Genomic DNA, 21,224 nt, shown 5'->3' on the forward strand with positions numbered 1-21,224 from the left:
CCGTCGTGCACCGTCAGCCTGACGGTTGCATGTCCGCTTCTGCGGCGCGCCACGCTTCGAGCGCGTGGGCGTACAGCAGCAGGCCGTCGCGCACCGTGCGCCGCTCGGCCTTCGACAGCGACGCCAGCGCGCCTTGAACCTGGTGCCGGCCGAACGCATGCAGTTCGGCCAGCGTCTTCCGTCCCTTGGCGGTGAGGCACAGCGGCTTGCTGCGGGCATCCCCGGGATCGATCGTCTCCTGCAGCTCGCCGCTGTCGATCAGCTTTCGCACCATGCGGCTGATGCTGGATTTCTCCAGATGCAGAATCTGGCCAAGCTGCAGCGCTGTCATTTGTCCGCGCAGGCCGATCTCCACGATGGCGTGGACCGCCGACGGCGGATGGTCGGTCGCGGCCACCGTTGATTCCATGAAACCGAGCTCGCGCACCATCAGGCGCGAAGCGGCGCGGATATCGTCGACGAGGGTGAGATCGGGATCAGACATCTTGACTCCTGCCACATAGTTGTATCATACAACAAATAAGCGATGCAACGCGGCATCGACGGCGGCTTCCCGCCGGAGGGTACGAAATGAGTGATATGCAGCTCGCGATCCGCGGTGGATCGCCCGCGACCTCACGCATGCAGGGGCAGGTCTGCCTCGTCACCGGGGGCGGTTCCGGCATCGGCCGCGCCGCCGCCTTGAAGCTAGCGGCGGAAGGGGCGGAAGCAGTCGTCGTCGCCGGCCGGCGCGAGGCCGAGATCGAGGACACGGCGGCGCAATGCCGGGCGCTCGGCTGCGAGGGGCTCGCCGTGCGAGCCGACGTGACGCGCGAGAGCGACGTGGCGCATCTGGTGCAGGCTGTGCTGGATCGCTACGGCCGGCTGGATGCCGCCTTCAACAATGCCGGGTTTCAGGAGCGCCGGGCGCCGCTCGAGCAGCAGGGTAACGGCGTCTATCAGGACGTGTTCGACGCCAATGTGCGCTCGGTGTTTCTCTGTCTGCGCGCGCAGTTGCCGATCATGTATGCGCGCGGGCAGGGGCGCATCGTGATCAACGCCTCCGTGAGCGGCGTGCGCAATCCGAATGCCGGGCTCGCGCTCTATTCGGCATCGAAGGCCGCCGTCATTTCGCTGGCCCGTTCGGCGGCGATGGAGGCGGCACCGCGCGGCATCCGAATCAACGCGATCGCGCCGGGACGCGTCGTCACCGACATGATGCTGCGCGCCGGTGTCGGCGACATCGCGACCGTCGCCGCGGGTCTGCCGCTACGCAGGATGGGGCAGCCGGAGGACATCGCCGAGGCCGTGGTCTGGCTATTGTCCGACGCGTCGTCCTATGTCGCCGGCCACGTCTTGGCCGCCGATGGCGGGTTTCTCGCATCGTGAAGCCGACGGATCCGGCCGATCGTCCGGTGGCAACCCGAATGCGGCAAGAGCCGCGATCGGCCGAATCGGACCCGGCCCAACGTTCGTCGAAACTGCATCACGTCGAAGACCGAATTCAGCCCATATCTGCAAAGTCGCGCGGCGCGCATCGCCGTTGGAACTAATTAGTTCTCTCTGCGAACGCCGAACATGATGTTCGGCCGGCATCACGGCAGCTGATTGCGAGCGCTTCTCAATCTCTCCCCAGCACGGCAAAACTTCTGCCGACCTTTGCCGGTCATCTGGCCGGCAAGGGGAGCTGGTCGCGTGCATATGCTGCGTGTGATGTCGGCAGCGCCCCGACATTCTCGCGCGATCTCTGCACAGCCCCGGCTTTCCGTTGCAAGCTCATCCACCACATAAGACCGGCGCGTTCGCCGTGCGGACGAAGCGGCTCATGGTGACGCGATCCCAGCGCGGGGTCACGCTTGCGCTCGTCGAGGTGCTGCTGCTGACCGTCATGGTGGTCGACGCCGCGTCCGCGCAGCAGACCATCAAGGCCAAGCCGACGGATGTGGTTCCGGGACGTGCCGATCGGCTGTTCTTTCGCCACGTCACCGCGCGCAGCATCTACTACAACGTCCCTCGGATCACGAGCGACAGCCGGACGCTGATGATGCGGCAGGATCCACGCGGCGTGAGCGCGCTGTTGCGTCCGGTGCGTGAGGCCGGAGCGCCGTCGCTCGCTGCACCCGGCAAGGGCGCCGCGGCGGCCGGCGGCTTTGCATTTGGACCGGCGAATTTCCAACCGGCGCGCGGCGCGCTGATGGCAACGGCCGAGCCGGTGCGTGAGGCCGCACGCGCGGCGCAATCCGCGCCGCAAGCGGCCGCCAGGCAGATGGCAGCGGCGCCCGCCGCGTTGCCGCCGCCGGCCAAGCCCGCAGAGACCGTGGCCGCGGCCCAGCCTGCGGCCGTGCTGCGCAATCGCGATGTGCTGCCCGATCGCAATCTCGATACAGTGAGGCCGCCGCCGGTAACGGCCGAAGCCAAGCCCTACGATCCGACGGGCTTGACGGTCGGATCATTCCTCGTGAAGCCGGCCGTCGAGATCCAGGCCGGCTATGACACCAACCCGACCCGGCGCGCCGGTGGACCTGGATCTCCCGTCGCCATCGTGGCAACCGAAGTCTCGGTCCGCTCGCAATGGGAGCGGCATCAGCTCAACGCCGATTTTCGCGGCGCCTACACCGAGGACACCAACGTCCGCTCCATCAGCCATCCGACCTTCGAGGCGCGGGCGCAAGGCCGCTACGACGTCACCGAGGGCACTGCCGTCACGGGCGAGGCGCGTTTCGTCAATGATGCCCTGACGCTGCCGGGCGCGCTCAAGCTGCCGCGCGCCACGAGCTTCGGCGGCAGCGCCGGCGTGCTGCAGAAGATCGGCCCGACCGAGATCGCGTTCAAGGGAACGGCCGACCGCGTCGTGTTCAACGATGCCGTCATCACGGCCAACGTGCCGCTGCGGACGCAGGACCGCAACTACACCCAGCCGGGCGCGCAGGTCCGTGTCACCTATGTGCTGACGCCGACCATCTCGCCCTTCGTCGACATGAGCTTCGACCGCCGCAATCACGATCTGCAGGTCGACTTCAACGGGCAGCGCCGCGACTCCAGCGGCATCTCCGCGCGCGGCGGTGCCGTCGTCAATCTGGGATCGCTGACCGGCGAAGCCTCGGTCGGCTATCTCACGCGCCGGATGGATTCGCCGTTGATGCCGAACGTCAGCGGCGTGATCGCAGACGCGACGCTGGCCTGGGCCGCGACCGACGCGACGACCTTCGTGCTGGTGGCGCGCTCGCAGGCGTCGGAGACGCCGGCGCTGAACGTCTCGGGAATCCTGTCGCGTGACGTGATCCTGCAGATGGACCATCAGTTCGAGCCATGGCTGGTCGGCACGCTGCGCGGCGGCTATGGGCAGGATCAGTTCGTCGGCATCGGTCGGACCGATCAGCGCATGTTCGTGGCCGCCGGCGGCACCTACAAGATGAACCGCAACATCCAGCTGAAGAGCGAGGTCCGCACCGAGTGGACGCGCTCCAACATCGTGATGAACAATTTCATGGCCGTGGTCGGCGTGGTCGGCGTGCGCTTCCAGTATTGAGCGCGTGAGCCGCCGGCTGGCTCAGCGTCATCGCGGACGCCAAGCCATCACCCCCCGGGCAAGCCGCGCCAGCATTGCAGAGCCGGGACGAGATGGCCGGCGCGCGGCCGCAACTGCTGCCGCGGCTCGGGTGCGAGAGCCCCGAGTCCCCCCAGTAGCAAACGTGATCAGTCACTCCCATCACAGCACGCGATCGAGGGCTCATCTGGCGAGCGGCCCTTGATCCCCTGACTTCGCTGCTGGTCAGCACAACAAAAAACAGCCCCGCAAGGGGGCGGGGCTGGAGGCAATGCATGTCCGGCTGGTGGGGGGCGGCCGGGGCGGGATCACGCGACGGGTGAGGTCAAGTCCCGTCTCATGATCGCCTCTCCGGCCGGGTTCGGCATGCGGCTTGTCACGGCCTTGTTGTCGTTATCTGGTCCGCGCCGCGGGTGGACGGCGCGGAGCGCAGTGGCCTTTACTGCTCGAGTGCGGCCAGCGCGGCATTGCCGATCTGCTGCGCCTCGGCCCACGCGGCCTGCGTCGCCTGCTGGGCGGCGGTATAGCCGGCCTGGACCTGCTGCTGGGCGGTAGCCCGCAGCGCCTGCTCTTGCTGCTCGCCGGTCTCGCGGGCCTGGGTCAAGGCCTGGTTGTCGGCGTTCAGCGCGGCGTTGGCCTGATTGAAGGCGGCCGCGGTGGTCTGCGCCTTGGCCTGGGCGGCAGCCAGTGCGGCCTGGTTGGCCGCATTGTTGGCACGCTCGAGGACCTCGGCGGCTTCCTGCGCATCCTGCGTCGCCTGCTGGGCCACCTGGCGCGCCTTCTCCAGGGCCTGGCGGTCGGCGTTCACCTTCTGCTCGGCCGTTTCGATCGCCGCATCGAGCACGCCGATCTTTTGGTTCAGCGCGGCCTCGACCGCCTTCTGGTTGGCCGTCGCGGCGGCCTGCGCAGCCTGGGTCTTCTGCTGCGCGGTTGCACGCGCCTGCTCACCGGTCTTCAACGCCGCCTGCAGCGCGGCCTGCTCGGCGGCTTCCTGAGCCGCCTGGTTCTGCTGATTGTTGTTATTGTTGTTGTTGGCGTTGCCGCCATTGCCGGCAGCGGCGCCGCCATTGTTGGCGTTGCCGGCGGCCTGGCCGGCCTGCTGGGCGGCCTTCCCGGCAGCTTCCGCGGTCTCGCGCGCCGTATCCTTGGCGGCGTTGGCGGCCTCCTTGGCCTCGTTGGAGACGTCGATGTCCTTGTCGAGCTTCTGGAACGCGGCCTGCAGCGCGGCGGAGGCCGCGGCGAGCTTCGCGGCATTCGCGGTGGCCGCTGCCTGGTTGGCTGCAGTCGGGTTCTTCTCGGCCTGCTCCTGGGCCTCGATCGCGGCGCCCTTCGCGTTCTGCTCGGCCTGACGTGCGGCGTCGATGGCCTTGCGGTCGGCTGCGACCTGGGCCTCGGCAGTGGCCGCGGTCTGCGCTGCGGCCGCGGCTGCGGCGTTGGCCTTGGCGACGGCATCGCTGCTCGAAGAGGCTGCTGCGGCGGCCTTGGCCGGCGTGGCAGCGGCCGCAGGAGTCGCGGCGGCTTTGGCGACGGCGACGGTGGTGGTTGCAGCCGCCGCGGCTGCGGGCTTGGCGGCCGTCGTCGTCGTGCTTGCGGTGGTCGCGGCAGCGGTCTTGGCGGTGCCCGTCGTGGTCGTGGTGGCGGCCGTCTTGGTCGACGCGGCGGCCGTCGTCGCCGGAGTGGCGGCGGCGACGGTCTTGGTGGCAGTGCCCGTCGTCACGGCCGCGGTGGTGGTGGTTGCGGCGGTCTTGGCCGCAGTGCTCGCGGCGGTCGCGGCAGCCGTCGTCGCCGCGGTTGCAGCCGCCTTGGCGGCGGCGGTGGCGGCAGCCTTCGCAGCGGCATTGGCTGCGGCCTTGGCGGCAGCGTCGGTCGCAGCCTTCGCGGCCGCCTTTGCTGCAGCGTCCTGGGCGGCCTTGGCAGCGGCCGCAGCCGCAGCCTTGGCGGCCGCGTCCTGGGCAGCCTTGGCGGCGGCCTGGGCTGCAGCCTTCACGGCGGCATCCTGCGCGGCCTTCGCGGCAGCGTTGGTGGTGGCCGATGTCGCCAGGGCCATGGCCTGTGCGTTGGCCTGGTGCGGCAGCGCCGCCATGGCCAGCGCCGACATCAGGGCCAATACGCTGACATGACGATAGAGATCTGTTCTCGACGACGCGATTTGAAGGTTCTTCTTGTCCGCCATCAGCTCAACTCCCTTGGGTACGCTGGATCGATGATGGAACCTTTTGAAAATGATTTTGGTTTGCAGGATGGTCGGACCTTGCAAGCAGCGTGGCGTCTGCTTGCAAGGTCAGGGCAGGATTTCGCGTCATTTGCGGCGGGCAGGCCGCGACGGGATGGCGCGGCGCGCCAGACAGCTTTGGAAACAACCGCTTGTCGGTGCCAGCAGTGGTTGCGCCTTCTGGGCCCGCTGATGCCCGTTTCGAGGCACGCCACGCTGTTGCCATTGAAGATGCGACTCATTGTCGCGTCATCGGCCGTTGACAGCGCGTCCGCTGTTCGAACAGAGCCTTCAGCTCTTCTGCGCGTAGAGCAGCGGCACGGCGGAATCCACCATCACCTCGACCAGGCTGGTGCCGTCATGCGCGAGGCTGCGGGCCAAGGCGCCAGCGAGCTCGGCCGCCTTGCTGACGCGCACCGCGTCGCAGCCCATGCCTTCGGCGAGCTTGACGAAATCGAGTCCAGGCAGCTCCAGCCCAGGGACATTGCGCACCTGCATGACCTGGCTGAACGAGCGCATCGCGCCGTAGCCGGAATTGTTGATGACGACGACCGTCATCGGCAGCTTGCGCTGCGCGGCGGTCCACAGCGCCTGCAGCGAGTACATCGCCGAGCCGTCGCCGATCAGGCACACCGTGCGGCCTTGTCGCCGTCCCAGCGCCATGCCGACCGCGGCCGGCAGGCTGTAGCCGAGGCCGCCGCTCGCCATCGTGTAGAAGGAGTCCGCGCCCGGCATCGGCATGAACTTGTACATCAACGGGCGGTGCGAGGGGATCTCCTCGACGATGGCGCTCCCTTGGGGCAGGGTCTGTGACAGCGTATGCAGCAGATAGTCGACCGGGATCGGATCGGACGCTTTTGGCGCTTCGGGCAGCGCGCGGCCCTTCGGCGCGGCGCGTTTGGTTTCGGGCATCAGCTCGAGCAGCAGCGACAGCGCCGGGCGCATGGTGGCGACGATGCTGGTGCCGAGCGGCGGTACCGCGGCGCCATCAGCGTCATCCGTGATCTGATAGATCGTCGTCCCGCCGTCGAAGATCGCGGCATGGCCCTCGACATGGAAGGTGAAGACGGGCGCGCCGATCACCACGACGAGGTCGTGCGGCTTCAGCGCGTCCGACAACTGCCCGGGCGCGGCGTGCAGAAACCCGGCGAATTGCGGATGGCGCTCGGGGAACGAGCAGCGCGCTGAGAACGGGCTGACCCAGATGCTCGCCTTGGCCTTCTCCGCGACCGCGACCATCAGCTCGACGCAGCCGGCGCGATCGATGCCGGGGCCGACGATGAGTGCGGGATTTTTCGCGGCAGTGAGGGCGCCGACCAGTTCGTCCATCGCCGCGCGGTCCGGGCCGAGCTCGCGGCTGATCTTGCGCGCTGCGACCGGCTGCGCCGGATGCATCCAGTCGTCGATCGGGATCGAGACGAAGGTCGGGCCGCAGGGCGGCTGCATCGCGGTGTAGTAGGCGCGCGCGATCGCGGCCGGCACGTCCTCGGGGCGCGCCGGCTCGACGCTGTATTTGACGTAGGGTCTCGGAAATTCGGACGGACGCTCGGCATACAGGAACGCCTGCAGCGGCAGGATCGAACGTGCCTGCTGACCGGCGGTGATCACCAGCGGCGTCTGGTTGCGATACGCGGTGTAGATGTTGCCGAGCGCGTTGCCGACGCCGGCCGCCGAATGCAGATTGACGAAGCCGGCATTGCGCGTTGCCTGCGCATAGCCGTCGGCCATGCCGACCACGCTCGCCTCCTGCAGGCCGAGCACGTAGTCGATGTCGTCGGGCCAATCGCTCAGGAACGGCAGCTCGGTCGAGCCGGGATTGCCGAACACTTTTTTGACGCCGAACGCGCGCAGCAGCTCGAAGGTGGCTTGCTTGACCGTGATGGGCTTGGTTGTTGTTTTCGTTGTTTTGGCCAAAGGCGTTTCCCCGAATTGCCGTCATTGCGAGGAGCGAAGCGACGAAGCAATCCAGGCTGCCAATGAGGAACCATTCTGGATCGCTTCGCTTCGCTCGCGATGACGGAGAATATGTTTCACATCGGGGCACGCCATCACCACGTCGCCGTGCCCTTCATCGTCGGCTGCCGCTCGGCATTGGCGGTCCATAGCTCGAGGCCGCCGTCGCTGCTGTTGGCGTTGACGGAGAACTCGGTGCCCTCGAACAGCGGCTGCACGCCGCGATAGGCGAACTTCGCCGGCGGCTTGCCCTTGAGCTTGGCGGCGAACTCGATCAGCAGCGCGGCCTGCAGCGGGCCGTGGAAGATCAGGCCCGGATAGCCTTCGACCTTGGTGACGTAGTCGCGGTCGTAATGGATGCGGTGGCCGTTGAAGGTCAGCGCCGAATAGCGGAACAGCAGCACGGGATCGGAGATATGGCTCTCGCTGTGCTGCGCGGCCGGGGGAGGCGGCGGCGCTTTCGCCGGCGCAGGCTGGCTGCCGCCCATGTCGCGGTAGACGATGTCCTGGCGCTCGCGGATGGCAACACCACGCGGCGTCGACACGACGTGCTCGACGGAAACGAAGCAGAGCTGGCCGGTCGAGCCGCTCTTCAAGGAGATGTCGGAGATGGTCGAGACGCGGGTCGCGAGATCGCCGACGCGCAGGGGATCGACGAACTGGACCTCGCCGCCGGCCCACATCCGCCGCGGCAGCGGCACCGGCGGCAGGAAGCCGCCGCGGGTCGGATGGCCGTCGGGACCGAGCTGATCATGTGGAAACACCGGCTGGCCGAGGCACCAATGCACCGTGTAGGGGGCGACCTGGCCGGTCGTGGGCTCGCCGATGTCCTGGAACAGCGTCGCGCGCAGGCCCTTGGTGAGCTGCGCGGTGACGATGTCGGTCGCCTCGGCGCTGCGGCCGACCCATTGCCTGAGGTGATCGAGATCGAGCGTGTCCGTCATGATCATCCCTTTCGCTGGTGCGGCGAGGCGGCCTCACCGATCGCCGGCACCGCGCCATAGCGCCTGTCGTCGCCGACGACGATCGCCGCCGGCGCCGGATAGCTGACGGTGCCGTTCGGCGTGCTCACCTCGATGCGCCGCAGATGCGGATGGACGGCGAGATCCGCCATGCTGTTGACCTCGGCAAAGGCGATGTCGGCGGCGGCGAGTTTTGCGAGCAGCTCGTTGCGCGACAATGCCGCGAAGCATTCAGCGACGATGCCGTCGGTGAGGGCGCGGTTGCGGACGCGCGCGACCATGGTGTTGAAGCGGGGATCTTCAGGCAAAGCCGGCTGCTCCAGCACCTTGGCGCACAGCGTCGTCCACTCGCGCTCGCTCTGGATCGAGATCAGGATGTCCTTGCCGTCTTTCGAGGTGAACACGCCGTATGGCGCGATCGACGGATGCGCCAGCCCGATGCGCTTCGGGGCGTTGCCGGCCTCGGCGTTGAGCAGCGGCACCGTGAGCCAGTCGGCCATCACGTCGAACATCGAGATCCGGATGTCGGCGCCTTCGCCGGTCCTGCCGCGCTTGATCAGCGCCTCCAGGATCGCGGCATGCGCGGTGGCGCCCGTTGCGACATCGACGATGGACATGCCGACGCGCGACGGCCCGTCCGGGCCGCCGGTGATCGAGGCGAGGCCGCTCTCGGCCTGGATCAGCAGATCATAGGCCTTGCGGTCGGCATAAGGCCCGCTGTCGCCATAGCCCGTGATGGTGCAGCAGATCAGCTTCGGATAGTCGTTGCGCAGCCGCTCGCGCGCAAAGCCCATCTTGTCCATCGAGCCCGGCTTGAGGTTCTGCAGCAGCACGTCGGCGCTCGCGATCAGCTTCTCCAACTCGGCGCGGCCTTCCGGCTTGGCGAGATCGACAACACGAGAATCCTTGCCGCGGTTGAGCCAGACGAAGTAGCTGCTCTGCCCCTTGGCGGCAGCATCGTAGCCTCTAGCGAAATCGCCCTCGGGCCGCTCGATCTTGATGACATGGGCGCCGGCATCGGCGAGGCGCGACGAGCAGAACGGCGCCGCCACAGCCTGCTCGACGGCGACGACGGTGATCCCTTCAAGCGGCAGCATGGCAGGACCTCAGTACGACCTGGGCATGCCGAGCACGTGCTCGGCGACGTAGGACAGGATGAGATTGGTCGAGATCGGCGCGACCTGGTACAGCCGGGTCTCGCGGAACTTGCGCTCGACATCGTACTCCTCGGCGAAGCCAAAGCCGCCGTGGGTCTGGATGCAGGCGTTCGCCGCCTCGAACGAGGCGTCGGCCGCGAGCATCTTGGCCATGTTGGCCTCGGCGCCGCAATCCTGTCCGGCCTCGTATTTGCGCGTCGCTTCCCTCACCATCAGCTCGGCGGCGCGCATCGACGCATAGGCCTTCGCGATCGGAAACTGGATGCCCTGGTTCTGGCCGATCGGCCGGCCGAACACGACACGCTCCTTGGCGTAGTTGGTCGCCTTGGCGATGAACCATTTGGCGTCGCCGACGCATTCGGCTGCGATCAGGATGCGTTCGGCATTCATGCCGGAGAGGATGTAGCGAAAGCCCTTGCCTTCCTCGCCGATCAGATTCTCGGCCGGCACGCGCATGTCGGTGAAGAACACTTCCGTGGTGGCGTGGTTCATCATCGTGCGGATCGGTCGGATGGTCAGCCCGGCCTTCTTGGCCTCGCGCATGTCGACGATGAAGACCGAGAGGCCATCGGTGCGCTTCTGCGCCTGGTCCTTCGGCGTGGTGCGCGCGAGCAGGATCATCAGGTCGGAATATTCGGCGCGGCTGGTCCAGATCTTCTGGCCGTTGACGATGTAGCTGTCACCGTCGCGCTTCGCGAACGTCTTCAGCGAGGAGGTGTCGGTGCCCGAGGTCGGCTCGGTGACGCCGAACGCCTGCAGCCGCAATTCGCCGCTGGCGACCTTCGGCAGCCACTTCGCCTTCTGCTCCGCAGAGCCGTGACGCAGCACGGTGCCCATCGTGTACATCTGCGCATGGCAGCCGCCGCCATTGCAGCCGGCGCGCTGGATCTCCTCCAGGATCGCGGCCGCGGCCGACAGCTTCAGTCCGGCGCCGCCATATTCCTCGGGGATCAGCACGGAGAGATAGCCGGCCTGCGTGAGCGCGTCGACGAAGGCGGAGGGATAGGCCATCTCGCGATCGAGCTGGCGCCAATATTCACCGGGGAACTGGGCGCAGAGTTTTGCCACCGCGTCGCGGATGTCGGCAAGCTCGTCGTGCGGATGGTGTTCTGTCATTCGCTGCTCCGCGGGCCGTTGTCGCGCGGCCCGGCGGTCTCCCTATGCTTGTTCGTCATAGCCTATGACGAAGCATGCCACCCTTGGCAAGCAGGGAATGACCACGCCGCGCGCGTCCGGCTCCGCCGCAGCAGCATAGCGCTCGCGCCGCGTTGGCGTTCTAGCTGACGGGAAATCCGAGATGGGCGCGAAGACGGTTCTTCAGGAATACGCCGTCGCGCGGCGGCAGGGCACGGTCGACATGATCGGTCGAGATCGCGACGCGGACGAAATGCGGACCCTGCAGATCGTGCAGCTTCGGCCGGAAGGCGTCGAGCGCAGCACGCGTTTCGATCGTGCTCACCGAGGGGAAGCCGGCGCCGGCAGCGATCAGCTCCAGCCTGGCGCCGAGCCCTGAATGGCTCATCTGCATGCCGGTCTCGCCGAAATGGGCGTTGTCGAGCACGATGATGGAGAGGTTGTTCGGCTTCTTGGCAGCCGAGGTCGCGAGGCTGCCGAGCCCCATCAGCTGCTCGCCGTCGCCGGTGATGACCGCGACCGGCCGCGATGGCTGCGCCAGCGCCAGGCCGAGGCCGATCATGACGGCGCCGCCCATCGCGCCCCACAGATAGAAGTTCGCCGGATGGTCGCCGGCAGCGACCACATCGTAGGACGACGAGCCGAGGCCGCTGACGACCAGCATGTCGCCGCGGTCTGCGAGCAGCGCCTTCACCGCGGCGCGACGATCGAGTGTTGCGCCCATCACTTGCTCTCCGTCCACTTCTTGGCGCCGATCATCCGCTGCGAGATCAGCACCGCGATCGGCTGATCGCTGTCGAAAGCGAGCATGGCCGCAGCCGAGGCGATCTCGCCGGCGTCCTCGGCACGCTCCAGCCGGAACACCGTGACGCCCATGATCTCGAAGGCGGCCTGCGTCGCCTTGCCCATCGGCACCTGCCACGGATTGAACTCGGCCCATTCGCCGCGCATGGTCACGAAGGTGAGGAACGGGAAGCGGCAGCTCGCGAGCAGCGACAGCATGTTGACGCAGTTGCCGACGCCGCTCGACTGCATCAGCAGCACCGCGCGCTGGCCGCCGAGCCAGGCGCCGGCCGACAGCGCAATGCCTTCCTCCTCGGTGGTCAGCACCGTGGTCGCGATCGCGGGATCGTCATGCGCGAGACGAATCAGGCGCGAGTGCCCGGCGTCGGGCACGTAGCAGAGCTGCCTGACGTCTGCGGCTTTCAGTGACTCGTAGATGGCAAGCGGCCAGTCGGGGCCTTTGGTCTGCGTGTCGGATACTGCCATGATGTCCTTCGGTAAATGAGCACCTGCAAAGGCAAGTGATCGGGTCAAAGCACGCGTTGCGTCTCATCGCATCAGGTTGACCACGGCCCCCGGAATTTTATGGGCGGCCTGACGCTTGTACTTGCGATCGTGCTCGCTATTCTTCCCGTGTTTGATCTCACATGACATCGCAGAGGAATGATTTTGATGAAACTGCTTGGTATTTTTCTTGTATCGACCGCGCTCCTCGCTTCCAATGCCGCGAACGCCAGAGAGCGCAGCGACAGTCCGCACTCCCAGGCCTGCATGGCCAAGAACGGCTTCACGCTGGAGATGTGGCGTGCACATCGCGCCGGCACCGACGCCCAGGTTCTGAAATACATCATGTGCCGCGATCGGGTGTCGAAGGCCCAAGCGCTCGAGATTGGGCGGGCTGACGGTAATTTCAGTCGCGGCTTCTAACTCGAATCGCGCCCCCCGGTCGCGACGACGGGTGATCGAACAAGTGGGGGCCTCAGGCGTGGCCCTCACCCCGGAATCCTCACAGGCAGCGACTCGTAGCCTCGCACGAAGCTGGAATAGACCCGCTTCGGCTCGCCGACGACCTCGATGCGGTCGAAGCGCTTGAGGATCTCCTGCCAGACGATGCGCAGCTGCAGCTCGGCGAGCCGCATGCCGACGCAGCGGTGGATGCCGAAGCCGAACGACAGATGGATGCGCGGCCGCTTGCGGTCGATGATGAAGGCGTCGGGGTTCTCGATCACCTCCTCGTCGCGGTTGCCCGAGACGTACCACATCACGACGCGGTCGCCCTTTTTGATTGTCTTTCCGCCGAGCTCGGTATCGACAAGCGCGGTGCGGCGCATATGCGCGAGCGGGGTCTGCCAGCGGATCACCTCGGGCACCATGGTCTCGACCAGCGCCGGATTGTCGCGCAGCTTCTGATACTCGGCCGGGTTCTCGTTCAGCGCCAGCACCGAGGCGGTCATCGAATTGCGCGTGGTGTCGTTGCCGCCGACGATGAGCAGGATCAGATTGCCCATCAGATTGTCCGGCGTCATGTGACGGGTCGCCTCGCTGTGCGCCATCATCGAGATCAGGTCGCGGCCCGGCTCGGCCTGGCGCGCCTTCCACATCCGGCCGAACGTCTCGGCGCATTCGGCGAGCTCGCGCCGGCGCTCCTCCTCCGAAGAGACGATGCCGCTCTTGGGCAGCGCGGTCGAGACGTCCGACCAGCGCGTCAGCTTGCGCCGTTCCTCGAACGGGAAGTCGAACAGCGTTGCCAGCATCTGCGTCGTCAGCTCGATCGAGACCTTCTCGACCCAGTTGAAGGTTTCGTTGCGCGGCAACGCATCGAGCACCTTGGCCGAGCGCTGCCGGATCAGCACAGCAAGCTCGTCGAGATGATCTGGCGTGAACATCGGCGACACGGTCTTGCGCTGCTCGCCATGAACAGGCTCGTCCATCGCGATGAAGCTCGGCCACTCATAGCCGGGTGCCACGTCACGGATGGTGATTCCGCCGTGACTGACGTCGGACGAGAAGATCGCGTGGTTGGTGTCGACATGCATGATGTCGTGGTAGCGCGTCACAGACCAGTAGGGCTCGATCGGCGCCTTGGTGCAGTAGTGCACCGGCGCCTCCTTGCGCAGCCGCTCGAACCATGGCCAGATCGTGTCGTTCTGGAACAGCCTGGGCGCGCCGGGATGGAAGTCCTCGATCGGCGTCGAATAGGCCTCGAGCCGCGCGTCGCGCAGCCGATCGGCGTGGTCGGAACGTAGCGCGGCCTGGACGGTCATGGAGGGTCCTTTTCTGAATACTTGCTCAACAATCGAGATGAGCTGCCCGCCTTCGTCGCGACCAGGATGCGCAGGGTGGGCAAAGCGAAGCGTGCCCACCGCGTTTCGCGCCGATCGAAAGATGGTGGGCACAGCGTTCGCGCGATGCGCAAACGCCTTTGCCCACCCTACAGGACCGCTCGTGCCGCATCGAATCGTCTCCAAACAAATCTACACCGCGATCCGCACCGGCAATGTCTCATATCCCTTCACGAAGCTCGAATAGACCCGCTTCGGCTCGTCCATCACGTCGATATGATCGAATCGCCTGAGGATTTCCTCCCAGATAATCTTGAGTTGCAACTCGGCCAATCGCAAGCCGACGCAGCGGTGGATGCCGAAGCCGAACGACAGATGCTGGCGCGGCCTGATGCGGTCGATGATGAAGTCGTAGGGGCGCTCGATCGAGGTCTCGTCGCGGTTGCCCGAGACATACCACATCACCACCTTGTCGCCCTTCCTGATCTGCCTGCCGCGGAACTCGAAGTCTTCGAGCGCGGTGCGGCGCATGTGGGCGAGCGGCGTCTGCCAGCGGATGACCTCGGGCACGAAACTGTCGATCAGGGCCGGGTTGTCCTTGAGCTTGCGATATTGTTCCGGGTGCTGGCTCAGGGCGTAGATGCTGCCCGACATCGTATTGCGCGTGGTGTCGTTGCCGCCGACGATCAGCAGCACGAGATTGCCGAGGAAGTTCTTCGGGTCCATGTTCCGTGTGGCCTCGCTATGGGCCATCATCGACAGCAGGTCGCTCTTCGGCGGCTGACTGGCGCGCTCCTGCCAGAGCCGGGCGAAATAGCGGGCGCACTCCATCAGCTCGGCCTGACGCTCGTCCTCGGTCGCCACCAGCCCGTCGGGGCCGGGGATCGTGGTCGCGATGTCCGACCAGCGCGTCAGCTTGCGGCGGTCCTCCCAAGGGAAGTCGAACAGCACGGCCAGCATCTGCGTGGTCAATTCGATCGAGACGCGGTCGACCCAGTCGAACACCTCGCCAACAGGCAGATTGTCCAGGCACTCGGCGGAGCGCTTGCGGATGTTGATGGCGAGCTCGTCGAGATGCGTCGGCGTGAACATCGGCGCCACGGTCTTGCGTTGTGCGGCGTGGCGCGGCGGGTCCATCGCGATGAAGCTCTCGCGGCGCAACTCGGGATCGACGTCGCGGATGGTGATGCCGCCGAGCGCGGAGGCCGAGGAGAACACAGCGTGATTGGTCTCGATCTCCATGATGTCGTCATAGCGGGTGATCGACCAGTAGGGACCGAACATCGAGTTCTTGCAGTAGTGCACCGGCTCTTCGCGGCGCAGCCTGTCGAAATAGGGCCAGTGCGTGTCGGTGCGGAACAGCTCGGGATGACCGGGATCGAATTCCGCCAGCGGCAGCGATGCGGCGCGGCTCGCGGCCTCGTCGATGGCGGGCTTGCCCGTCGCGGCATGCCGGCGTGTCTCGGCCGTAATGGTGGACCCGTGCATGGACGTCTCCCTGATGACCGGATTCTCGGTGCCCGGCGATACTTGACGCGATTACATCCTGCCCGGGAGTGCGGGGCAAGCGCGGAGTTTGACGGGGCAGGCTGGGAAGGTCTTGCGTCGGAACGCTGGTGTCTGGCGGGACGCAGGGCGTGACAAGCGCCACGGCACGGAATATGGCTGTGGGCGATTGTTGCAAAGCAGAAGAATAGCAGGAGGCCGCCACCATGATCGCCAACGCGCAGCGCATGTTCAATTTCGATCTCGGCGAGACGGCGGACGCGATCCGCGAGACGGTGGCCAGCTTTTCGCAAGAGCAAATCGCGCCGCGCGCAGCCGAGATCGACCGCTCCAACCAGTTTCCGCGCGACCTCTGGCCCAGGATCGGCGAGCTCGGCCTGCACGGCATCACGGTCGAAGAGGAGTATGGCGGCGCGGGCCTGGGCTATCTCGAACACTGCATCGCCATGGAGGAGATCTCGCGCGCATCGGCCTCGGTCGGCCTGTCCTACGGCGCCCACTCCAACCTCTGTGTCAACCAGATCCGCCGCAATGGCAACGAGGCGCAGAAGCGCAAATATCTGCCCAAGCTGATCTCGGGTGAGCATGTCGGCTCGCTGGCGATGTCCGAGCCGCAGGCCGGCTCCGATGTCGTCTCGATGAAGACGCGCGCCGACAAGAAGGGTGACCGCTTCGTCCTCAACGGCAACAAGATGTGGATCACCAACGGACCGGTGGCGGAAACGCTGGTGGTCTACGCCAAGACCGATCCGCAAGGTGGGCCGCGCGGCATCACCGCCTTCCTGATCGAGAAGGGCATGAAAGGTTTCTCGACCGCGCAGAAGCTCGACAAGCTCGGCATGCGCGGCTCCGACACCTGCGAGCTGGTGTTCGAGGATTGCGAGGTGCCGGAGGAGAACGTGCTGGGCCAGGTCGGCCGCGGCGTCAACGTGCTGATGTCAGGTCTCGACTACGAGCGCGCCGTGCTCGCCGCGGGTCCTCTCGGCATCATGCAGGCCTGCATGGACGCCGTGCTGCCCTACGTCCATGAGCGCAAGCAGTTCGGCCAGCCGATCGGCACCTTCCAGCTGGTGCAGGGCAAGGTCGCCGACATGTACACGACCATGAATGCCGCGCGCGCCTATGTCTATGCGGTGGCCAAGGCCTGCGATCGCGGCGAGACCACGCGCGAGGACGCGGCGGGGGCCATCCTGTTCGCGGCGGAAAAGGCGACGCAGTGCGCGCTCGATGCGATCCAGCTGCTCGGCGGCAACGGCTACATCAACGACTATTCGACCGGGCGGCTGCTGCGCGACGCCAAGCTCTACGAGATCGGCGCCGGCACCAGCGAAATCCGGCGCATGCTGATCGGGCGGGAATTGTTCGACAAGACGTCCTGACGCTCTGGTCCGGGGCTGCGCTGCGGCGGACAAAGCGTTCGCCAACCGGCCATTGCAGATATTTTATTCAATGTCGTCCCGGCCGGTGTTTTTTTCCGGCCGACTTGCGTAGAAAATGCGTCACAGGTGAACCTCGGAGTCGCCCCGGCGACAAACAGCCGAGGCATATTGTATGTCATTGCGTGTGTCGGAGGCATAGACCGTGAACCAGATGAGCTACGTTCCGGAGCAGCCGCCGCCGCTTCCGCCTCTGCCCGCACTCTTTTCCGGCGCCCGTCGTGAATTCTTCAAGCTCGCCAGCCGGGGGGCGGCTCTCGAGCTGATCACGCTGGGCTTCTACCGGTTCTGGCTCGCCACCGACATCCGCCGTCATCTGTGGGTCAATACGGCGGTCGATGGCGATGCCGCCGAATACACCGGGCGCGGCAAGGAGCTCCTGATCGGCTTCCTGTTCGCGATGGCGATCCTGGTCCCGATTTATCTCGCCTATTTCGCCGTCGGCGTCGAAGCCGAGCGCTATCAGGGATTCGCCAGCGTGCCGCTGGTGATTGCCTTCTATGCATTCGGCCAGTTTGCGATCTACCGCGCGCGGCGCTACCGGCTGACGCGTACGGTGTGGCGCGGCGTCCGGTTCTGGATGGACGGCTCGGGCTGGGCCTATGCCGGACGCGCCATGCTGTGGACGCTGCTGGCGGTGGTCACGCTGGGACTGGCGTGGCCGTGGCGGGAGGCCGCGCTTGAGCGCTACAAGATGCAGCACTCGTTTTATGGCGACCTGCGCGGTGATTTCGAAGGACGCGGCTGGGAGTTCTTCAAGCGGGCGTGGTATCTGTGGCTGGCGCCGCCAGCGGCGGCTGGTGCCGTTGCGCTGCTGATGCATCTGGCCTTCAACTCCGGCGGCTGGCCATCGGCGAGCGTCGCTGGCACCTTCTCGGCCATCATTCTTCTGGTGCTCGCGCCGTTTCTGTTTGCTCATTTCAAAGCGGTCGAGTGGCGATGGTGGCTGTCAGGCATCCGCTTTGGCGAAGTGCGCCTCGAATCGACCCTTCCCGGCGACGCCTTCTACGCCCTGTACTGGAAGGTGATCGCCTGGTTCGTCCTGCTCTCGATCGCCTCCACCATCTATTTCAGCGCGGTGATCGCGGTGACCGCGCGACTGCTGGGGCCGGATGGTGGCGGTTTGCAGCAAATGCAATCCTTGTCCAACCAGATCCCGATGCTGGTCGCGATCGGGCTCGGCTACATCATCTGGATTCTGGCGCTCAATGTCGTGATGCGCCTCTATCTCGTGCGCGACATCTGGGCGACCGTGCTGGACTCGGTGCAGGTGCACGGCATCGAGGCCATGGCCAACGTCGCCGCCAAGGGCGATCTGGCGAGCGCGCTCGGCGAAGGGTTTGCCGATGGACTCGACGTCGCCGGATTCTGAGCCCGGGCGCGGTGCGCCGGGCGAGCAGGAGCGGGCCGCTGCTCAGCTGGGCGGCTCTGCGACCTATTTCGACGGGCTGTCGAACCGGCGGCAGATCGTCACGATCGGTTTCGCCAATCAGCTGGTGATGCGCAGCGCCGACAATTTCGTCTCCTGGCCCTATGAGGACATCCGCCGGGTCGACGGGCCGAGCGGAACGCTGCGCGTCAGCTGCCTGTCGGCCTCGCCGCTGGCGCGGCTCGAGATCCGCGATCCCGCTGTCGCGGCCGAACTGGCCGCGCGCTGCAGCGACATCGACCAGAACAGCCTCACCCGCGGTGCGATCGCTCGCATCATCGGCTGGTCGCTGGCGGCGGCGGCCTCGATCGTTGCGATCGTGCTGGTCGTGATTCCATTTGCCGCCGACCGGCTGACGCCATTGGTGCCGCCGGCGATGGAGCGGCATCTCGGCGAGGCCGCCGTGGTGCAGATCCAGACGGTGTTCGGCGACAAGGTCTGCGGCGAGACGGCCGGGCAGACCGCATTCGCCAAGCTCGTCACGGCGCTGCGCAAGCCCGCCGGCCTCGACGACAGCATCGCATCGCAGGTCGTGGACACGCCGATTCCGAATGCCTTCGCGCTGCCGGGCGGGCGGTTCTTCCTGTTGCGGGGGCTGCTCGACAAGGCCGACGATCCGGATGAGGTCGCCGGCATCCTGGCGCATGAGCTCGGCCATCTGAAGCATCGCGACAATCTGCGGCAGCTGATCCACAATGGCGGCAGCTCGTTCCTGATCGGCTTGTTGTTCGGTGACGTCACCGGCGCGGGCGCGGCGGTGTTCGCCTCGCGCACCATGATCAACGCCTCCTATTCGCGCGAGGCGGAGGAGGCGGCCGACAGTTTCGCCATCGATGTGATGCACAAGCTCGGCCGGCCGACCCGGCCGATGGGCGAATTGATGTTCCGCATCACCGGCAAGGAGGACGGCAAGCGCCCGTCGCTCTGGGCAAGCCATCCGCTGACCGAAGACCGCCTCGCCCGCATGCGCGCCGCAGACCGTCCGGCAAGCGGGCCGCCGCTGTTGAGCGCGGACGAGTGGCGGGCGCTGAAGGGGATTTGTCACTAAGCTTTTGGCTGCTGTCGGCGCTCGATCGACCCGATAGCAGTGCCAAACATTCGGTGTCGTCCCCGCGAACGCAGGAACCCATACGCCGCGGCCCTACAATAAGGCAGACTGAGCGACGCCTTCTTCCAACAAATCGACTCGGTGGTTATGGGTCCATGCGTTCGCAGGGACGACACCGATGGTGTTGCAAGAGTTGGGCTAACCGCGACGCCGCGCCCGTCACTCCGCCAGATTGTTCGTCTGCTTCACCCACGCCCGGACATCGGTGAGCACGTCCGGCAGCACGGCCTTGACCTCCGTCAGCGTCATGCCGGCCTTGACACGCGGGTCGTAGAGCAGATTGAGGATGTACTGGTCGTAGACATCGAAATAGCCCATCGAGACGTTGTCGTTGAACATGGTCCAGGGCACGCTCGACGTGTCGTTGATCGGCCCCAGCGACTGCAGCAGCTCCTCATAGGCGCAATCGAGGAAGACGAAATCGCCATTGTCGACAGTCAGGATCACGTCGGAATGCTCGATCTCGAACGCCTCGTTCTTGCGGAAGCCGGACAGGCATTGCGGGTCGAGCGAGGTCTTGATCTCGCGGGCGCGCTCGCTGCCATAGGCCTGGCTGATGGTGTGGTAGAGGTCGCGGTCGCGCACCAGCTTGACCCGGACATTGGCGGCGTCGTCGCTCTCGGTCATCGCGATGTCGAGATTGCGGATGCGTGCGGCGATGTCGCTCACGACCTTGGCGAGCTGCGCCTTGCGGTCGGCGCGGCGGCCGTCGGCGAACACTCGCACCGGCGTGCTGTATTTCCTGATCCGGTCGACGCGGCCGGCGAGATGATACTCGGCGCCGAACGCGGTCTTGAAGAAGCCGTCGGTGATCTCGGCGTCGGTGAAGCTCTTCTTCTCCATGCGCTGACGCGCCGCGATCGCCGGAATTTCGGCGGTCGAGGCCGGCGGCGGAAGGGCCATGGTGACGAGCATAGCCAGCGCGACGGTCGCGGCGATTGCCGCGGCTGGTACGGAGCGCCAGGAGCAGGGATGCTCCTGGCGAGGGTGTGCGCTCTGACGTTGCTTCATCGGCCGATCAGAGACGCTCTCAGTTCTTGACGATCACGGTGGTGCCGACCGAGACGCGGTCATAGAGGTCGGTGACGTCGTCATTGGTCATGCGGAAGCAGCCCGACGACACCGCCTGGCCGATCGTCTCCGGCTCGTTGGAGCCGTGGATGCGGTACAGCGTGGAACCGAGATACATCGCGCGTGCGCCGAGCGGATTTTCGATGCCGCCGGCCATGTGGCGCGGCAGGTCGGGACGGCGCCGCAGCATCTGCGACGGCGGCGTCCAGGCCGGCCATTCCTTCTTGGCGCTGATGCGGTGCACGCCGCCCCAGCGGAACCCGTCGCGGCCGACGCCGATCCCGTAGCGCAGCGCCTCGCCGTTCCCCAGCACCAGATAGAGCCGGCGCTCCGCCGTGTTCACCACGATCGTTCCCGGCGCATAGTTGGTCGGATACATCACGGTCTCGCGCGGGATCGGGCTGACGCCGCTCTGGTAGAAGTTCGGCCCGCCGCCGAAGAGATCCCTTGTGTCGAACATTTCCGCCCGCGCCATTCCGGCGCTTGCCACCAGTGCGACCGCAGCAATTCCCAAAGCAAAACAGCGCTTCATTTCCATCCCCTGGCAAATATCCAATTCCGTTCGCAGACAGGCCATAACCGCCCCTATTTCGCAACCCACGGCGGCGTGAGGCCGGTATGTGGCGACGGTCCGTGACCTAAATCCCACGGAAAATCGCGTACTC

General features: G+C 66.3%; 18 protein-coding genes. 6 read left to right on the forward strand and 12 right to left on the reverse strand.

Features of this window, described 5'->3' with window-relative positions:
• Positions 1-13: 13 nt before the first annotated feature.
• Positions 14-484 (reverse strand): MarR family winged helix-turn-helix transcriptional regulator, encoded by a 471-nt coding sequence (locus tag S58_RS07670; RefSeq protein WP_015664698.1) that lies wholly within the window; start codon positions 482-484, stop codon positions 14-16.
• Positions 485-570: 86 nt separating this feature from the next.
• Between S58_RS07670 and S58_RS07675 the strand changes: the two genes are divergently transcribed.
• On the forward strand, positions 571-1,368 hold the full coding sequence (locus S58_RS07675) for an SDR family NAD(P)-dependent oxidoreductase (protein WP_015664699.1): 798 nt from the start codon (positions 571-573) through the stop codon (positions 1,366-1,368).
• 436 nt (positions 1,369-1,804) lie between these two features.
• Complete coding sequence (locus S58_RS07680; RefSeq protein WP_015664700.1) at positions 1,805-3,508, forward strand: outer membrane beta-barrel protein; 1,704 nt, start codon at positions 1,805-1,807, stop codon at positions 3,506-3,508.
• A gap of 457 nt (positions 3,509-3,965) precedes the next feature.
• On the opposite strand, the gene S58_RS35770 is transcribed toward S58_RS07680, so the two are convergent.
• The 7 genes from S58_RS35770 to S58_RS07715 form a co-directional block, all read right to left on the reverse strand.
• On the reverse strand, positions 3,966-5,699 hold the full coding sequence (locus S58_RS35770) for a hypothetical protein (RefSeq protein WP_015664701.1): 1,734 nt from the start codon (positions 5,697-5,699) through the stop codon (positions 3,966-3,968).
• Between the two features lie 330 nt (positions 5,700-6,029).
• Entirely contained in the window at positions 6,030-7,652 is a 1,623-nt protein-coding gene (gene mdlC / locus S58_RS07690) for a benzoylformate decarboxylase (protein WP_015664702.1), read from the reverse strand.
• Between the two features lie 134 nt (positions 7,653-7,786).
• Positions 7,787-8,635 carry an FAS1-like dehydratase domain-containing protein gene (locus S58_RS07695; protein WP_144058274.1) on the reverse strand — a complete coding sequence of 283 codons (849 nt, stop codon included), beginning with the start codon at positions 8,633-8,635 and terminating at the stop codon, positions 7,787-7,789.
• A 2-nt stretch (positions 8,636-8,637) separates the two neighbouring features.
• Positions 8,638-9,750 (reverse strand): CaiB/BaiF CoA transferase family protein, encoded by a 1,113-nt coding sequence (locus S58_RS07700; protein ID WP_015664704.1) that lies wholly within the window; start codon positions 9,748-9,750, stop codon positions 8,638-8,640.
• Positions 9,751-9,759: 9 nt separating this feature from the next.
• Positions 9,760-10,926 carry an acyl-CoA dehydrogenase family protein gene (locus S58_RS07705; RefSeq protein WP_015664705.1) on the reverse strand — a complete coding sequence of 389 codons (1,167 nt, stop codon included), beginning with the start codon at positions 10,924-10,926 and terminating at the stop codon, positions 9,760-9,762.
• A 160-nt stretch (positions 10,927-11,086) separates the two neighbouring features.
• On the reverse strand, positions 11,087-11,668 hold the full coding sequence (locus tag S58_RS07710; protein ID WP_015664706.1) for a thiamine pyrophosphate-dependent enzyme: 582 nt from the start codon (positions 11,666-11,668) through the stop codon (positions 11,087-11,089).
• Positions 11,668-12,213 carry a thiamine pyrophosphate-binding protein gene (locus S58_RS07715; protein ID WP_015664707.1) on the reverse strand — a complete coding sequence of 182 codons (546 nt, stop codon included), beginning with the start codon at positions 12,211-12,213 and terminating at the stop codon, positions 11,668-11,670. Before S58_RS07715 ends, S58_RS07710 begins: the two co-directional genes overlap by 1 nt.
• 186 nt (positions 12,214-12,399) lie before the next feature.
• On the opposite strand from S58_RS07715, the gene S58_RS07720 reads away from it, so the two are divergent.
• On the forward strand, positions 12,400-12,654 hold the full coding sequence (locus S58_RS07720; protein ID WP_015664708.1) for a hypothetical protein: 255 nt from the start codon (positions 12,400-12,402) through the stop codon (positions 12,652-12,654).
• Positions 12,655-12,719: 65 nt separating this feature from the next.
• On the opposite strand, the gene S58_RS07725 is transcribed toward S58_RS07720, so the two are convergent.
• Positions 12,720-13,991 (reverse strand): cytochrome P450, encoded by a 1,272-nt coding sequence (locus S58_RS07725; protein ID WP_015664709.1) that lies wholly within the window; start codon positions 13,989-13,991, stop codon positions 12,720-12,722.
• 210 nt (positions 13,992-14,201) lie between these two features.
• A complete protein-coding gene (locus tag S58_RS07730; protein ID WP_015664710.1) occupies positions 14,202-15,497 on the reverse strand; it encodes a cytochrome P450 in 1,296 nt (431 codons plus the stop codon).
• 224 nt (positions 15,498-15,721) lie between these two features.
• Between S58_RS07730 and S58_RS07735 the strand changes: the two genes are divergently transcribed.
• The 3 genes from S58_RS07735 to S58_RS07745 all read left to right on the forward strand — a co-directional run bounded on the left by S58_RS07735 (position 15,722) and on the right by S58_RS07745 (position 19,428).
• The gene (locus S58_RS07735) at positions 15,722-16,894 is read left to right on the forward strand and encodes an isovaleryl-CoA dehydrogenase (protein WP_015664711.1); all 1,173 of its coding nucleotides are present in this window, start codon (positions 15,722-15,724) and stop codon (positions 16,892-16,894) included.
• Between the two features lie 211 nt (positions 16,895-17,105).
• Entirely contained in the window at positions 17,106-18,323 is a 1,218-nt protein-coding gene (locus S58_RS07740; RefSeq protein WP_042338950.1) for a DUF898 family protein, read from the forward strand.
• Positions 18,298-19,428 (forward strand): M48 family metalloprotease, encoded by a 1,131-nt coding sequence (locus S58_RS07745; RefSeq protein WP_015664713.1) that lies wholly within the window; start codon positions 18,298-18,300, stop codon positions 19,426-19,428. Before S58_RS07740 ends, S58_RS07745 begins: the two co-directional genes overlap by 26 nt.
• Positions 19,429-19,647: 219 nt before the next feature.
• Here S58_RS07745 and S58_RS07750 read toward each other — a convergent pair whose 3' ends face one another.
• Positions 19,648-20,403 (reverse strand): DUF2927 domain-containing protein, encoded by a 756-nt coding sequence (locus S58_RS07750; protein ID WP_015664714.1) that lies wholly within the window; start codon positions 20,401-20,403, stop codon positions 19,648-19,650.
• 115 nt (positions 20,404-20,518) lie between these two features.
• Entirely contained in the window at positions 20,519-21,091 is a 573-nt protein-coding gene (locus S58_RS07755) for a L,D-transpeptidase (RefSeq protein ID WP_015664715.1), read from the reverse strand.
• Positions 21,092-21,224: the final 133 nt, after the last annotated feature.

This window comes from Bradyrhizobium oligotrophicum S58 (assembly GCF_000344805.1).
Classification (GTDB): domain Bacteria; phylum Pseudomonadota; class Alphaproteobacteria; order Rhizobiales; family Xanthobacteraceae; genus Bradyrhizobium; species Bradyrhizobium oligotrophicum.